This window comes from Streptomyces sp. NPDC058620, from assembly GCF_042717135.1.
Taxonomy (GTDB): domain Bacteria; phylum Actinomycetota; class Actinomycetes; order Streptomycetales; family Streptomycetaceae; genus Streptomyces.
The window spans coordinates 38,396-54,559 of sequence record NZ_JBHXQO010000017.1 but is presented as its reverse complement, the minus strand read 5'-3'; the positions used below and the strand labels follow the sequence as shown (position 1 = coordinate 54,559).

General features: G+C 69.3%; 9 protein-coding genes. 7 read left to right on the top strand and 2 right to left on the bottom strand.

Going from position 1 to position 16,164, the window contains the following annotated elements; all coding sequences use genetic code 11:
• Entirely contained in the window at positions 1-915 is a 915-nt protein-coding gene (locus ACFWSK_RS18450; RefSeq protein WP_383787024.1) for a phosphatase PAP2 family protein, read from the bottom strand.
• A gap of 76 nt (positions 916-991) precedes the next feature.
• Complete coding sequence (locus tag ACFWSK_RS18445; protein ID WP_383787021.1) at positions 992-2,035, bottom strand: LacI family DNA-binding transcriptional regulator; 1,044 nt, start codon at positions 2,033-2,035, stop codon at positions 992-994.
• A gap of 371 nt (positions 2,036-2,406) precedes the next feature.
• Here ACFWSK_RS18445 and ACFWSK_RS18440 point away from each other — a divergent pair, with 371 nt between their 5' ends.
• From ACFWSK_RS18440 to pulA, 7 genes are all read left to right on the top strand, one after another.
• Positions 2,407-3,678, top strand: a complete 1,272-nt coding sequence (locus ACFWSK_RS18440) for an extracellular solute-binding protein (RefSeq protein WP_383787019.1) — start codon at positions 2,407-2,409, stop codon at positions 3,676-3,678.
• Between the two features lie 21 nt (positions 3,679-3,699).
• Positions 3,700-4,716, top strand: a complete 1,017-nt coding sequence (locus tag ACFWSK_RS18435) for a carbohydrate ABC transporter permease (protein ID WP_383787016.1) — start codon at positions 3,700-3,702, stop codon at positions 4,714-4,716.
• A complete protein-coding gene (locus ACFWSK_RS18430) occupies positions 4,713-5,591 on the top strand; it encodes a sugar ABC transporter permease (RefSeq protein ID WP_383787013.1) in 879 nt (292 codons plus the stop codon). Before ACFWSK_RS18435 ends, ACFWSK_RS18430 begins: the two co-directional genes overlap by 4 nt.
• Before the next feature lie 124 nt (positions 5,592-5,715).
• Positions 5,716-7,392, top strand: a complete 1,677-nt coding sequence (locus tag ACFWSK_RS18425; RefSeq protein WP_383787010.1) for a glycoside hydrolase family 13 protein — start codon at positions 5,716-5,718, stop codon at positions 7,390-7,392.
• The gene (locus ACFWSK_RS18420; RefSeq protein ID WP_383787007.1) at positions 7,377-8,435 is read left to right on the top strand and encodes a LacI family DNA-binding transcriptional regulator; all 1,059 of its coding nucleotides are present in this window, start codon (positions 7,377-7,379) and stop codon (positions 8,433-8,435) included. Before ACFWSK_RS18425 ends, ACFWSK_RS18420 begins: the two co-directional genes overlap by 16 nt.
• Before the next feature lie 420 nt (positions 8,436-8,855).
• Positions 8,856-10,577 (top strand): carbohydrate-binding module family 20 domain-containing protein, encoded by a 1,722-nt coding sequence (locus ACFWSK_RS18415; RefSeq protein WP_383787004.1) that lies wholly within the window; start codon positions 8,856-8,858, stop codon positions 10,575-10,577.
• Positions 10,578-10,744: 167 nt separating this feature from the next.
• Positions 10,745-16,003: a pullulanase-type alpha-1,6-glucosidase gene (gene pulA / locus ACFWSK_RS18410; protein WP_383787195.1), complete on the top strand. Its 5,259-nt coding sequence runs from the start codon at positions 10,745-10,747 to the stop codon at positions 16,001-16,003.
• The last annotated feature ends 161 nt before the right edge of the window (positions 16,004-16,164 follow it).

The window sequence follows — 16,164 nt, the reverse complement described above, 5'->3', positions numbered from 1 at the left end:
TCAGGCCCGGGAGGAGCCGGACCGCGCCGTCGCTGCCTCCGGGGACAGTGCTCCCAGCCGTTTACGGCCGGTGGGCACCAGCTTCGGGAGGCGGTGCGGCAGCGAGCCGTACCAGGCGTACGACACCGCGTAGCCGAAGCTCAGGCAGGCGATGCCGCCCACCGCGTCCAGCCAGAAGTGGTTGGCCGTCGCCACGATCACGACCAGCGTGGCCGTCGGATAGAGCAGCCCCAGGATGCGCGCCCAGGGCGCCGAGGCCAGCGCGAAGATGGTCAGGCCGCACCACAGCGACCAGCCGATGTGCATCGACGGCATCGCGGCGTACTGGTTCGACATGTTCTTGAAGTTGCCCGAGGCCATCGAGCCCCAGGTCTGGTGCAGCAGCACGGTGTCGATGAAATTCCCGCCGTTCATCAGGCGGGGCGGCGCGAGCGGATACAGGTAGTAGCCGAGCAGGGCGACGCCCGTGGTCGCGAAGAGGACCAGTCTGGTCGCCGCGTATCGGCCCGGATGCCGGCGGAACAGCCAGATGAGCACACCGATGGTGACGACGAAGTGCAGCGTCGCGTAGTAGTAGTTCATCGACACGATCAGCCATGTCACCGAGTTGACGGTCCGGTTGAGCGTCTCCTCGAAGGCGATGCCCATGGCCTTCTCCGCCGACCAGATCCAGTCCGCGTTGCGCAGGGCCGCGGCCCGCTGCTCGGGAACGGCGTTGCGCACCAGCGAGTACAGCCAGTAACTCACCGCGATCAGGAGGATCTCGAACCAGAGCCGTGGCCGACGGGGTGACCGCATCGACCGGAGTCTCGTCGACGCGCTGCTCCGCTTCGGTTCGGGCGCTGCCTCGTCGACCGTGGGTGCCGCGGTGGCCGCCGTCCGGCCTTCCTGTGTCTTCACTTGCGATTCACCCATAGGCGCAGAGTCTGCCAGATACGTCCCACACTCCCCGATCATCCTCCGGTCGGGCCCCGGTTGCACGCCCTGCACCCTACGAGCGGGCGGGAGGGCCGGAATCCGGCCCCGGGCCGGAGGCCGTCGAGCCGCGAACCACCAGTTCAGGCATGAAGACGAACTCACTGTGCGGGGCTGGAGTCCCGCCGATCTCTTCGAGCAGGGTGCGCACCGCGGCCTGTCCCATCGCCGTCACCGGCTGCCGGATCGTGGTGAGGGGCGGATCGGTGAACGCTATGAGCGGCGAATCGTCGTACCCCACCACCGACAGATCGCGCGGCACCTCCAGCGACAGCCGGCGGGCCGCGCGGATCGCGCCGAGCGCCATCATGTCGCTCGCGCACACCACCGCGGTGCAGCCTCGCTCCATCAGCGCCGAGGCGGCCGCCTGGCCGCCCTCCAGCGTGTACAGGGAGTGCTGGATCAACTCCTCCACCTCGTCGGCGGTGAGGCCCAGCTGCTCGCGCATCGTGGTGTGGAAGCCCTCGATCTTGCGGAGCACCGGCACGAAGCGCTTGGGGCCCACCGCCAGGCCGATCCGCTGGTGCCCGAGGGAGACCAGGTGCGTCACCGCGAGCCGCATCGCGGCCCGGTCGTCGGGGGAGATGAACGGCGCCTGGACCTTGGGCGAGAAACCGTTGACGAGGACGAAGGGCACGCCCTGTGCGCGCAGTTGTTCGTAGCGCTGCATATCGGCGGAGGTGTCGGCGTGCAGCCCCGAGACGAAGATGATGCCCGATACGCCCCGGTCGACGAGCATTTCGGTGAGTTCGTCCTCGGTGGAGCCGCCGGGAGTCTGGGTCGCAAGCACCGGGGTGTAGCCCTGCCGGGTCAGCGCCTGGCCGATGACCTGGGCCAGTGCCGGGAAGATCGGGTTCTCCAGCTCGGGCGTGATGAGACCGACCAGGCCCGCACTGCGCCTGCGCAGGCGTACCGGGCGCTCGTAGCCCAGGACGTCGAGCGCCGCGAGGACGGATTCACGGGTGGTCGCGGCAACACCGGGCTTGCCGTTCAGTACACGGCTGACCGTAGCTTCGCTGACCCCCGCCTGAGTTGCGATATCGGCAAGCCGTGCGGTCATGAAAGGGGACTGTACCGGGCCTGTGTCGGATTGCCCACCGTGTGCGGGAATCGGCCGTGGGGGCTGTTCAGGACCCGTGGAATCGAGGGCCCCCGGCCTTTCGTCGGCAATATCTTGCAAGGACTTGCGAGCGCTGTTCGCTGACCGCAATCACATAGTCGCACTGCGGATATACCGGGTGTGGCCTGCGAGAGGCAGGGGTACGACGCTCTCGTCAAGAGCCCTGACGGCAACCTTGAGGACACGCGGATGTAACGATCGCCGGGCCTTGCAGAAATCTTCCGCAAGGTCTTTCGGTCGTCTTTCATCCTTGTTACGTTCACGTCGACCCGGCGCCGCGACGGAGCGGTACGGCAGTTGAAGGAGTTCAGATGCGACGTGGCATAACGGCCACCGCCCTGGTTGCGGCCCTGGCGCTCGCGGCGACCGCCTGCGGCAGCGACGACAAGTCCGAGGGCAGCAAGAGCTCGGGAGAGCTCTCCGGCACGGTGACCTGGTGGGACACCTCCACCGTCGGCAGTGAGGACAAGGTCTTCAAGAAGCTGGCCGAGGGCTTCGAGAAGAAGCACCCGAAGGTCGACGTCAAGTACGTCAACGTGCCCTTCGGCGAGGCGCAGAACAAGTTCAAGAACGCCGCACAGGCCGGCGCCGGCGCCCCCGACGTGATCCGCTCCGAGGTCGCCTGGACGCCGGAGTTCGCGGACCTCGGCTACCTGGCGCCGCTCGACGGCACCACCGCGCTGAAGGACCAGGACGACTTCCTCAAGCAGGCCGCCGCGTCCACCGAGTACAAGGACAAGACGTACGCGGTCCCGCAGGTCATCGACTCCATGGGCATCTTCTACAACAAGAAGATCTTCAAGGAGGCCGGTGTCGAGGTTCCGGCGTCGATCGCGGACCTGAAGACCGTCTCGAAGAAGATCAAGGACAAGACCGGCAAGACCGGCCTCTACCTGCGCGGCGACGACGCGTACTGGTTCCTCTCCTTCCTGTACGGCGAGGGCGGCGACCTGGTCAGCGCGGCCGACAAGTCGATCACCGTCGACAAGCCCGAGGGCGTCAAGGCGTTCGAGGTCGTCAAGGACCTCGTGGACTCCGGCGCCGCCAAGACCGACGCCACCGACGGCTGGGAGAACATGCAGTCGTCGTTCAAGGACGGCAAGGTCGCGATGATGATCAACGGCCCGTGGGCCGTGGCCGACACGCTCGCCGGTAACGAGTTCAAGGACAAGACGAACCTGGGCATCGCCCCGGTCCCGGCCGGCTCCGCCGGTCAGGGTGCCCCGCAGGGCGGCCACAACCTCGCCGTCTACGCCGGCTCCAAGAACCTCGACGCCTCCTACGCCTTCGTCGAGTACATGACGTCCGTGGAGACCCAGGCGCAGACCGCCGGTGAGCTGAACCTGCTCCCGACCCGCACCTCCGCGTACGCCAAGCAGGAAGCCGTGGACAGCGAGATCGTCGGCTTCTTCAAGCCGGTCGTCGAGACCGCCGTCGAGCGCCCCTGGATCCCGGAGACCGGCAGCCTCTTCGCGCCGCTCGTCACCGAGTACACCAAGGTCCTCACCGGCCAGACCACGCCGGAGAAGGCCGCGTCGGCCACCGGTGACTCCTACCGCAAGCTCCTCAAGGGCTGGAAGTAACCCAGGAAGGCAGGCCGGCTGATGGCTGTCCACACCAGCCAGTCGGTGGCGAAGGCCGCGGGCGACGATGTCGCCCGCGGCCGGAGCCGCGGTACTGGTAACCCCCCGCCGCCGAGCAGGCTCCGGCGGGCTCTGTCGATCCACTGGTACGCCTGGACGATGGTCGCCCCCGTCGTCCTCGTGATCGGCGTGATCATCGGCTATCCGCTGGTCCGCGGTATCTACCTGTCGCTGACGGACGCCAACGAGCGCAACGTCGCTCGGTCCATCGGCGTCAACGAGATGCCCGCCACCTACGAGTTCGTGGGTGTGGACAACTACGTCGACGCACTGACGGGTACCCAGTTCCTCGGCACGCTCGGCTGGACACTGGTGTGGACGGTCTCCTGCGTGAGCATCACGTTCTGCCTCGGCATGATCCTCGCCAACATGCTCAACCGCCGTTTCGCCGGGCGCTCCGCCTACCGGATGGCACTCATCCTTCCCTGGGCCATCCCCGGCTTCGTCTCGGTCTTCGCCTGGCGCTTCCTCTACAACGAGGACCGCGGGCTGCTCAACAAGATCCTCGGCGGCGCGGGGATCGACGGCGTGCCGTGGCTCAACGACCCGACCTGGGCCAAGTTCTCCGTCATCGCCGTCAACGTATGGCTCGGCATCCCGTTCATGATGGTCGCCCTGCTCGGCGGGCTGCAGTCCATACCCTCTGAGCAGTACGAGGCCGCGGAGATGGACGGCGCCACCGCCTGGCAGCGGTTCCGCCACATCACGCTCCCCGGACTGCGCCCGGTCTCGACCACGGTGATCCTGCTCTCCACCATCTGGACCTTCAACATGTTCCCGGTCATCTTCCTGCTGACCCGCGGCGGACCCGGCGAAGCCACCCAGATCCTGGTCACCCAGGCGTACAAATTCTCCTTCGAGATCAGCCCGCGCGACTTCGCGCAGTCCTCCACCTGGGGCGTGCTGATCCTCGTACTCCTGATGCTCTTCGCCGTGGTCTACCGGCGAGTGCTCCGCACGCAGGGAGACAACTGGTGACCACCGTTACGGAAACCTCCGGCCGGCACGCCGTCCGCAAGCCGCGGCAGCGCGGTGACCGCTCCCCGCTCGCCTCCGTGGGCCTGCACCTCACCCTGATCATCGCGTCCGTCATCGCGGTCTTCCCGGTGCTCTGGGTCCTGCTGACCTCGCTGAAGCCCGCCAAGTACGCGACGACGACGGACTTCTTCCGCGAGACGACGTTCGTCAACTACACGAACCTCATCAAGGACACGGAGTTCCTGAGCTGGTTCGGCAACTCCGTGATCATCGCGGGACTCTCCACCGTCATCGGTGTCTTCGTCTCCGCCACCACGGGCTACGCCGTCAGCCGCTTCCGCTTCCCCGGCAAGCGCGGGCTGATGTGGACGCTGCTGATCACCCAGATGTTCCCGGTCGCCGTCCTCATCGTGCCGATCTACAACATCATGTCGAGCATCGGCCTGCTCAATCAGCCCGCCGGTCTCGTGATCACCTACCTCACCATCTCGGTGCCGTTCTGCGCCTGGATGATGAAGGGCTTCTTCGACACCATCCCGCGGGAGATCGACGAGTCGGGACAGGTCGACGGCCTCACCCCGTTCGGCACGTTCTGGCGGCTCATCCTGCCGCTCGCCAAGCCCGGACTCGCCGTCACCGCGTTCTACTCCTTCATCACCGCCTGGGGCGAAGTGGCGTACGCCTCCGCCTTCATGGTCGGCGACGAGAACCTCACGCTCGCCGGCGGACTGCAGAAGTTCGTCAACCAGTACGGCGCCCAGTGGGGCCCGATGACCGCCGCGTCCGTGCTCATCGCGATACCGGCGGCGCTCGTCTTCCTCTTCGCGCAGCGTCACCTGGTGACCGGCATGTCCGCCGGAGCCGTCAAGGGCTGAGAGCCTGCCGGGTGGCCTCGGACACCCGCACGCACGAACGTACGACCGATCGCACCAGTCACGCGGCGCCGGGGCCCCGACCCGGTCACGGCGCCGCTCCCCTCCCAGACACCCCAGGGACGACATGACCCAGCACCTCGCTGCCCCCTCCACCGGCACGTCCGACGGCGCCCCGGGCCACCGCACCGGCTGGTGGCAGGACGCGGTGATCTACCAGGTCTATCCACGGAGCTTCGCCGACGGCAACGGCGACGGCATGGGCGATCTCGCAGGCGTCACCGCCCGTCTCCCGTACCTCAAGAGCCTCGGCGTCGACGCGGTCTGGCTCAGCCCCTTCTACGCCTCGCCCCAGGCCGACGCCGGCTACGACGTCGCCGACTACCGGGCCATCGACCCGATGTTCGGAACCCTGCTGGATGCCGACGCCCTGATCCGCGAGGCCCACGGGCTGGACCTGCGCATCATCGTCGACCTGGTGCCCAACCACTCCTCCGACCAGCACGAGTGGTTCAAGCGCGCCCTCGCCGAAGGCCCCGGATCGGCCCTGCGCGAGCGCTACCACTTCCGCCCCGGCAAGGGCATGAACGGTGAACTCCCGCCCAACGACTGGGAGTCCATCTTCGGCGGCCCCGCCTGGACCCGGACCACCGACCCCGACGGCACGCCCGGCGACTGGTACCTCCACCTGTTCGCCCCGGAGCAGCCCGACTTCAACTGGGAACACCCGGCCGTCGCCGACGAGTTCCGCTCGATCCTGCGATTCTGGCTCGACATGGGCGTCGACGGGTTCCGCGTCGACGTCGCCCACGGCCTCGTCAAGGCCGAGGGCCTGCCCGACCTCGGCGCGCACGACCAGCTCAAGCTGCTCGGCAACGACGTCATGCCGTTCTTCGACCAGGACGGCGTGCACGAGATCTACCGCAGCTGGCGCGTCATCCTCGACGAGTACCCCGGTGAGCGGATCGCCGTCGCCGAGGCGTGGACGCCCACCGTCGAGCGCACCGCCAACTACGTGCGCAGCGACGAGATGCACCAGGCGTTCAACTTCCAGTACCTCGGCACCGCCTTCGAGGCCGCCGAGCTGCGCAAGGTCATCGACACCTCGCTCGACGCCATGCGTCCCGTCGGAGCCCCCACCACCTGGGTGCTCTCCAACCACGACGTGACCCGGCACGCCACCCGTTTCGCCAACCCGCCGGGCCTCGGCACCCAGATCCGCACCGCGGGCGACCGTGAGATGGGTCTGCGCCGCGCCCGCGCCGCGACCCTCCTGATGCTGGCGCTGCCCGGCTCCGCCTACGTCTACCAGGGCGAGGAGCTCGGCCTGCCCGACGTCACCGACCTGCCCGACGAGGCACGCCAGGACCCGTCGTTCTTCCGCGCCGAGGGCCAGGACGGCTTCCGCGACGGCTGCCGGGTGCCGATCCCGTGGACCCGCGAAGGCAGCTCGTACGGCTTCGGCGAGGGTGGCAGCTGGCTTCCCCAGCCCACCGGCTGGGGCGAGCTCTCCGTCGAGGCGCAGACCGGCGTCGAGGGTTCCACCCTTGAGCTGTACCGCGCGGCGATCGCCGCCCGCCGCGCCCACCCGGGACTCGGCGCCGGGACCGGCGTGGAGTGGCTGGAGGCCCCCGAGGGCGTCCTCGTCTTCGGACGCCCCGGCTTCGTCTGCACCGTCAACACCACCGCCCACCCGGTACGGATGCCGGTCCGCGGCAGTGTGCTGCTGGCCAGCGCGCCCGTGACCGTCGACGGCGCCGAGTTCGAGCTGCCCGCCGAGACCACGGTGTGGTGGACGGTGTGACGGTCCCCGCACCCCGTACCGGTGGAGCGCTGAGGCTCTCCGACATCGCCGGACAGGCGGCGGTCAGCGAGGCGACCGTCAGCCGGGTGCTCAACGGGAAGCCGGGCGTCGCGGACACCACGCGTCAGCGGGTGCTCGCGGCGCTCGACATCCTCGGCTACGAACGGCCCGTACGGCTGCGCCGACGCAGCGCCGGCCTGATCGGACTGGTGACTCCCGAACTCACCAATCCGATCTTCCCGGCGTTCGCGCAGTCCGTCGAGCAGGTCCTGGCCGGCCATGGCTACACCCCGGTGCTCTGCACCCAGCTGCCGGGCGGCGCCACGGAGGACGAGCTCGTCGAGCAGCTCGTCGAACGCGGCGTCGGCGGCATCGTCTTCCTGTCCGGGCTGCACGCCGACCTGTCGGCGGACCCGGCACGGTACGCCGCACTGTCCGACCGCGGCGTGCCGTTCGTCCTGATCAACGGCTACAACGAACGGATCAGCGCCCCGTTCGTCTCGCCGGACGACGCCGCCGCCGTACGGATGGCGGTCGGGCATCTCGCCGCGCTCGGTCACCGCAGGATCGGTCTGGCGATCGGACCGCAGCGCTATGTGCCGTCCCGCCGAAAGCGGGACGGCTTCATCGAGTCGGCGGTCTCGCTGCTCGGGCTGTCCCCTGCCGAGGCCGAACTCCTGGTCTGCTCCACGCTGTTCGGCGTGGAGGGCGGACAGGTGGCGGCGGGAGCCCTGCTCGACCGGGGCTGCACCGGCATCGTCTGCGGCAGCGACCTGATGGCCCTCGGTGTGGTGCGTGCCGCCCGGGGGAGGGGACTCGACGTACCGCGCGACGTCTCGGTCGTCGGCTTCGACGACTCGCAGCTGATCGCGTTCACCGACCCGCCGCTGACGACCGTGCGCCAGCCCGTGCAGGCCATGGCGGCGGCGGCGGTGGGGGCCCTGCTGGAGGAGATCGGCGGGAGCCCGGTGCAGCGCACGGAGTACGTGTTCCAGCCGGAGCTGGTCGTACGGGGCTCCACCGCGGCGGTCCGTACGGTCTGACCGGAGGCGGGACGAGCGGCAACGCAGAGGAGAGGCACCGGAGTCGGCCCAGGATGGGCCGGCGGGGAGTTGAACGACTCCGGGTGCCTCTCTCTGTCGTGACCGGCCCGGCCGGCCGGGCGCGTGGGGCCCGGCGCCGAAGCGGCCGGGACCCCCGGCCGACCGGACCGGAGTCGCCTTGAACTTAACAGGACCGCAATATTTTGCGAAAGAGCTTGCAGGAAGAAAGCTGCATCGTTTCGCGGATGTGAGCGGCGGGTGTCCAAAGGGTTGACCAGGGCAGGACGGGCTCGTACGGTCTGCTCCGCGGCAAGGTTTGCATTCTTGCAGCAAGAACCTTCATGAGCCTTGAGGGCACGGCGCGTTGTCACGTGAGGCTGCCCCGTCACCCGCATTTTCCCCCACAGCAGGAGGAAAGACATGGCACGCAGATCTCTGTCCGCCGCACTCGCCCTCGTGGCAGGCGCCGCCGTCCTCGCCGTCCCCACCGGCCTTGGACCGGCAGGAACCGCCCAGGCCGCAGGCCCGGGCGACAAGGACGTCACCGCCGTGATGTTCGAGTGGAAGTTCGACTCCATAGCCAAGGCGTGCAAGGACAGTCTCGGACCGGCGGGTTACGGCTTCGTCCAGGTCTCGCCGCCCCAGGAACACATCCAGGGCAGCCAGTGGTGGACCTCCTACCAGCCGGTCAGCTACAAGATCGCCGGCCGCCTCGGTGACCGCGCGGCCTTCTCCGCCATGGTCGCCGCCTGTCACGGTGCGGGCGTCAAGGTCATCGCCGACACCGTCATCAACCACATGTCGGCGGGCTCGGGCACCGGCACCGGGGGCAGCTCGTACACCAAGTACGACTACCCGGGCGTCTACTCCGCCGGCGACCTGAACGACTGCCAGTCGCAGATCAGCAACTACGGCGACCGCGGCAACGTCCAGAACTGCGAACTGGTCGGCCTGGCCGACCTGGACACCGGCGAGAACTACGTGCGCGGCCGGATCGCCACGTACCTCAACGACCTCCTCTCCCTCGGGGTCGACGGCTTCCGGATCGACGCGGCCAAGCACATGCCCGCCGCCGACCTCGCCGACATCAAGACCCGGCTGAGCAACCCGGGCGTGTACTGGAAGCACGAGGCGATCCACGGTGCGGGCGAGGCCGTCTCGCCCTCCGAGTACCTCGGAAGCGGCGACGTCCAGGAGTTCCGCTACGCCCGCGGCCTCAAGCAGGTCTTCACCAGCGAGAACCTCGCCAACCTGAAGAACTTCGGTGCCGGCTGGGGCTTCATGGAGTCCGGCAAGTCGGCCGTCTTCGTGGACAACCACGACACGGAGCGGGGCGGCGACACCCTGAACTACAAGAACGGCTCCGCCTACACGCTGGCCAGCGTCTTCATGCTGGCCCACCCGTACGGCTCCCCGGACGTCCACTCCGGCTACGAGTGGACCGACAAGGACGCCGGCCCGCCCAACGGCGGCACGGTGAACGCCTGTTACGCCGACGGCTGGAAGTGCCAGCACTCCTGGCGGGAGATCTCCTCGATGGTGGGCTTCCGCAACGCGGCCCGCGGCCAGGCCCTCTCCAACTGGTGGGACAACGGCGGCGACCAGATCGCGTTCGGCCGGGGTGCCAAGGCGTACGTCGCCCTCAACCACGAGGGCTCCGCGCTGACCCGCACGTTCCAGACCTCGCTGCCCGCAGGTGACTACTGCGACGTCCAGTCCGGCAAGGGCGTCACGGTGAACGGCTCCGGCCAGTTCACGGCCACGCTCGGCGCCGGAACGGCGGTCGCCCTGCACGTCAACGCGCGTACGTGCACCGGCGGTGGCGGCACAGACCCCGGAACCGGCACATCCGGCGCCTCCTTCGGCGTCAACGCCACCACCCAGCCCGGCCAGAACATCTACGTCACCGGCAACCAGTCCGCCCTCGGCAGCTGGAACCCGGCCGGCGCGCTGAAGCTCGACCCCGCCACGTACCCCGTCTGGAAGCTCGACGTGAGCCTGCCCGCGGGCACGTCGTTCGAGTACAAGTACGTCCGCAAGGACGCGAGCGGCAACGTGACCTGGGAGAGCGGCGCCAACCGCACGGCGACGGTGCCCGCCACGGGCAAGGTCACGCTGACGGCCGACGTCTGGCGCGCCTGACACCGACGGGAAGCCGCCCCCGTTCGCGCACCCGGGGTCCGGGTGCGCACCGGGGCGGCTCCCCGGACGCCGCCAACTCCCCGACTCACCGAACACCCAAGGAGACCCTTCCCGTGTCCCGTACCACCCTCAGACGGGGAGCCGTCGCCGCCCTGTGCGTGGCGCTCATGCCCGTCGTGCCTGCGGCATCCGCGTCCGCCGCACCGAAGCCTCCCGGCCCGCCGTCGGACGCGAAGCTGGCCTCCGAACCGGCCCGGCACGATCTGACCCGCGAGCAGTTCTACTTCGTGATGCCCGACCGGTTCGCCAACGGCGACACCTCCAACGACCGCGGCGGGCTCACGGGCTCGCGGCTGGAGACCGGGTACGACCCCACCGACAAGGGCTTCTACCAGGGCGGGGACCTCAAGGGCCTCACGAAGAAGCTCGACTACATCAAGGGCCTCGGCACCACGGCCATCTGGCTCGCCCCGATCTTCAAGAACCGCCCCGTGCAGGGCACGGGCAAGGACGCGTCGGCCGGCTACCACGGCTACTGGATCACCGACTTCACCCAGGTGGACCCGCACTTCGGGACCAACGCCGACCTGTCGACGCTGATCGACAAGGCCCACGGCAAGGGCATGAAGGTCTTCTTCGACGTCATCACCAACCACACCGCCGACACCGTCGACTACGCCGAGAAGGAGTACGGCTACAAGCCCAAGGGCGCCTTCCCGTACCTCGACGAGGACGGCCGTCCGTTCGACGACACCGCGGGCATGGCGGAGGTCGACGGGGACGCCTTCCCGTACACCCCGAAGAGCACCGGCACCAAGGTGCCCGCCTGGCTCAACGACCCCACGATGTACCACAACCGCGGTGACTCGACCTATGCGGGCGAGTCCACCGAGTACGGCGACTTCTCCGGCCTCGACGACCTGTGGACCGAGCGTCCCGAAGTCGTCTCCGGCATGGCGAAGATCTACCAGAAGTGGGTCCGCGACTTCGACATCGACGGCTTCCGCATCGACACCGTCAAACACGTCGACCTGGACTTCTGGACCCAGTGGGCGAACGCCCTCGACGAGTACGCGGCCGAGCGCGGCCGGGACGACTTCTTCATGTTCGGCGAGGTCTACTCCGCCGACACCGCGATCACCTCGCCCTACGTGACGCGAGGACGGCTGGACTCCACGCTCGACTTCCCCTTCCAGGAGGCGGCACGCCAGTACGCCTCCCAGGGTGCGCCTGCCTCGAAGCTCGCCGCCGTCTACGGTGACGACTACCGCTACACCACGGACAAGGCCAACGCCTACGAGCAGGTCACGTTCCTCGGCAACCACGACATGGGCCGTATCGGCACCTTCCTCAAGCAGGACAACCCGGACGCGGACGACGCCGAACTCGTCAGCAGGGCCCGCCTCGCCAACGAGCTGATGTTCCTCGGCCGCGGCAACCCGGTGATCTACTACGGCGACGAGCAGGGCTTCACCGGCGCGGGCGGCGACAAGGACGCCCGGCAGACCCTCTTCGCCTCGAAGACCGCCGACTACCTCGACGACGACCAGCTCGGCACGGACCGTACGCACGCCTCCGACGCGTACGACACCCAGCACCCCGTCTACCGCTCCATCGCCGCCCTGTCGAAGCTCACCAAGGAGCACCCGGCGCTGCGTGACGGCACCCAGACCGAGCGGTACGCGGAAGGTTCCGTCCACGCCTTCTCCCGTACGGATGCCAAGCGCCCGTACGAGTACGTCGTCGCCACCAACAACTCCGCCGAGGCCAGGACCGTCGAGCTCGCCACCGAGTCGGCTGGCATGAACTTCCGTACCTTGTACGGGGGTTCGGGCACCGTGCGCAGCGGGGACGACAGGAGGATCAGCGTCACCGTGCCGGCGCTCGGCAGCATCGTGCTGCGGGCCGACCGCCCGCTGGGCACCCCGGCCACCGCGCCCGCCCTCACCCTGAAGGCGCCCGCCGCCGGAGCCACCGGCACCGTCGAGCTCACCGCCGACGTCGACGGCGGACAGCTCAACCGCGTCGTGTTCGCCGCCCAGACCGGCAACGGTAAGTGGCGCACGCTCGGCTCCGCCGACCACGCCCCGTACAAGGTCACGCAGTACCTGGACCGCTCGGTCGCGGCCGGAACCACCCTGCGGTACAAGGCCGTTGTCGTCGACCGGACGGGACGCACCGCGAGTGCGCTCGCCTCGACCACCGCGGGCCAGGCCCCGCCGGCCGAGAAGCCCGTCGCCGTGGAACGCGACTACGCCGTCGTCCACTACAAGCGCGCGGACGGCGACTACGACGGCTGGCAGCTGAAGGCCGGGGAGAAGACCGCCGGCTTCATCGGGCGTGACGCCTACGGGGCGTTCGCCTGGGTCGCGGTCGACGAAGGCGCCTCCACCGTCCCGTACACCGTGGAGAAGGACGGCGCCGCCGACGGTCCGCAGCGCAGTGTCGACCTCGCCAGGACCGGCCAGGTCTGGATCGAACAGGGCAAGGAGGGACAGGCGACCGAGGCGCCCGACGGTGCCCAGCCGCCGCAGGACACCACGAAGGCCGTCCTCAACTACCACCGGACCGACGGCGACTATGACGGCTGGGGGCTGCACACCTGGACCGGGGCGAAGAACCCCACCGACTGGGCCAAGCCCCTTCAGCCGGTGAAGAAGGACGCCTACGGCGTCACCTTCGAGGTCCCGCTCACCGACGGTGCCACCTCGCTCAGCTACATCCTCCACAAGGGCGACGAGAAGGACCTCCCGAGCGACCAGTCCCTGGACATCGCGTCGCACGGGCACGAGGTCTGGATGCTCGGCGGTAAGCCCGGATACCTCCTGCCGCAGGCAGGCGGCGCACCCGCCCCGGACCTCACCGAGGCCGCGGCCCAGTGGATCGACAGCGACACCGTCGTCTGGAAGGTGAAGTCCACCGACGCCACCAGCCAGCAGCTCGTGTACGCGAAGGACGGCGGGATCTCCGTCGTCGACGGCGCGCTCTCCGACGAGGGGCAGTGGCTGCGGCTCAACGCCTCGACGCTCACGGACGCGCAGAAGGCCGAGTACCCGCACCTCAAGGACTACCCGGCGTTCAGCGTCGACGTACGCGACCGGGACAGGGTCCGCGACTCCCTGCGCGGCCAGCTCATCGCCACCCAGCGCGCCGCGAACGGCGCCCTGCTCGCCGCCACCGGGGTGCAGACCGCCGGCGTGCTCGACGATCTGTACGGGGAGCGGGCAAGCGGCTCCGCCCTCGGCCCGGTCTTCCTGCACGGCCGCCCCACCCTGTCCGTCTGGGCACCCACCGCCCGTACGGTCTCGCTCGAACTGGACGGCACGTCCGTCCCGATGCGGCGCGACGACCGCACCGGCGTCTGGTCCGTCACGGGGAAGAAGAGCTGGTACGGCAAGCCCTACCGGTACGTCGTGAAGGTCTGGGCGCCCACCGTCCAGAAGACCGTCACCAACAAGGTCACCGACCCGTACTCCACCGCACTGACCGCGGGCTCCGCCCGCAGCCTCCTCGTCGACCTGGCCGACCCGGCGCTGGCCCCGCGCGGCTGGTCCGGGCTGAAGAAGCCCGCCGCCGTCCCGCTGCGCGACGCGCAGATCCAGGAGCTGCACATCCGCGACTTCTCGGTCGCGGACAAGACGTCCAAGCACCCCGGTGAGTACCTGGCCTTCACCGACACCCGCTCGGACGGAATGAAGCACCTGACGCGGCTCGCCGACGCCGGCACCGGCTACGTCCACCTGCTGCCCGCGTTCGACATCGGGACCATCCCCGAGAAGAGGGCGGACCAGCAGAAGCCCGCGTGCGACCTGTCCGTCTACGCCCCCGACTCCGAGGAGCAGCAGGACTGCGTGGCGAAGGCCGCCGGGAAGGACGCCTTCAACTGGGGCTACGACCCGCTGCACTACACGGTCCCCGAAGGGTCCTACGCCTCCGACCCGGACGGCACGAAGCGCACGGTCGAATTCCGCCGGATGGTGCAGGGGCTCAACGGTGCGGGACTGCGCACCGTCATGGACGTCGTCTACAACCACACCGTCGCCTCCGGCCAGGACGACAAGTCGATCCTCGACCGCATCGTGCCCGGCTACTACCAGCGACTCCTGGAGGACGGCACCGTCGCCACCTCCACGTGCTGCGCCAACACCGCTCCCGAGAACACGATGATGGGCAAGCTCGTCGTCGACTCGGTCGTCACGTGGGCCAAGGAGTACAAGGTCGACGGCTTCCGTTTCGACCTGATGGGACACCACCCCAAGGCCAACATCCTCGCGGTCCGCAAAGCCCTCGACGAGCTGACCGTCGCCAGGGACGGCGTCGACGGAAAGAAGATCATCCTGTACGGCGAGGGCTGGAACTTCGGTGAGATCGCCGACGACGCCCGCTTCGTCCAGGCCACCCAGAAGCACATGGCCGGCACCGGCATCGCCACCTTCTCCGACCGGGCCCGCGACGCGGTGCGCGGCGGCGGCCCCTTCGACGAGGACCCCGGCGTCCAGGGCTTCGCCAGCGGGCTCTACACCGACCCGAACACCTCGAAGGCCAACGGCACCACGGCCGAGCAGAAGGCCCGGCTGCTGCACTACCAGGACCTGATCAAGGTCGGGCTGACCGGCAACCTCGCCGACTACACCTTCACCGACAGCAGCGGCCGTACGGTCAAGGGCTCCGCCGTCGACTACAACGGGGCGCCCGCCGGATACGCGGCGGCCCCCGGCGACGCCCTCGCCTACTCCGACGCCCACGACAACGAGACGCTGTACGACGCGCTCGCCTTCAAGCTCCCGGCGGGCACCCCGGCGGCCGACCGGGCACGCATGCAGGTGCTGGCCATGGGGGCGTCCGTGCTGTCGCAGGGGCCTTCGCTCTCGCAGGCGGGCACCGACCTGCTGCGCTCGAAGTCGCTCGACCGCAACTCGTACGACAGCGGTGACTGGTTCAACGCGCTGCACTGGGACTGCCGCGACGGCAACGGGTTCGGCCGGGGGCTCCCGCCCGCAGCCGACAACAAGGACAAGTGGTCCTACGCCAAGCCGCTGCTGACCTCGGCCACGCTCACCCCCGGGTGCCCGCAGATCGACGGGGCCTCCGCCGCGTACCGCGACCTGCTCACCATCCGGACCACCGAGAAGGAGTTCTCCCTTCCCACCACCGAGCAGGTCCAGTCCGCGCTGTCGTTCCCGCTCTCGGGGACGGACGAGACACCCGGTGTGATCACGATGCGCCTCGGCAAGCTGGTAGTCGTCATCAACGCCACCCCAGGCACCGAGAGCCAGCGCCTCGCGGACCGGGCGGGCACGGCGTACGTCCTGCACCCCGTCCAGGCGGCGGGCACGGACGCCACCGTAAGGAAGTCCGCGTACGACAAGGAGACCGGCACCTTCACCGTCCCCGGACGTACGGTCGCCGTCTTCTCCCTGCGCTGACGGGAAGAGCCGCACCCCCCCGGCCGTGGGGGGGGGGGCGGCCGGGGGGGGGGGGCCGCGGGGGGCCGGGGGGGCCCCCCCGGGCTCAGTTCTCGGGCCGGCCCCCCGGGGGCGCCCCCGCCACGTGGGAGGCCGGCCACAGCTCCGTATCTGCACGCAGC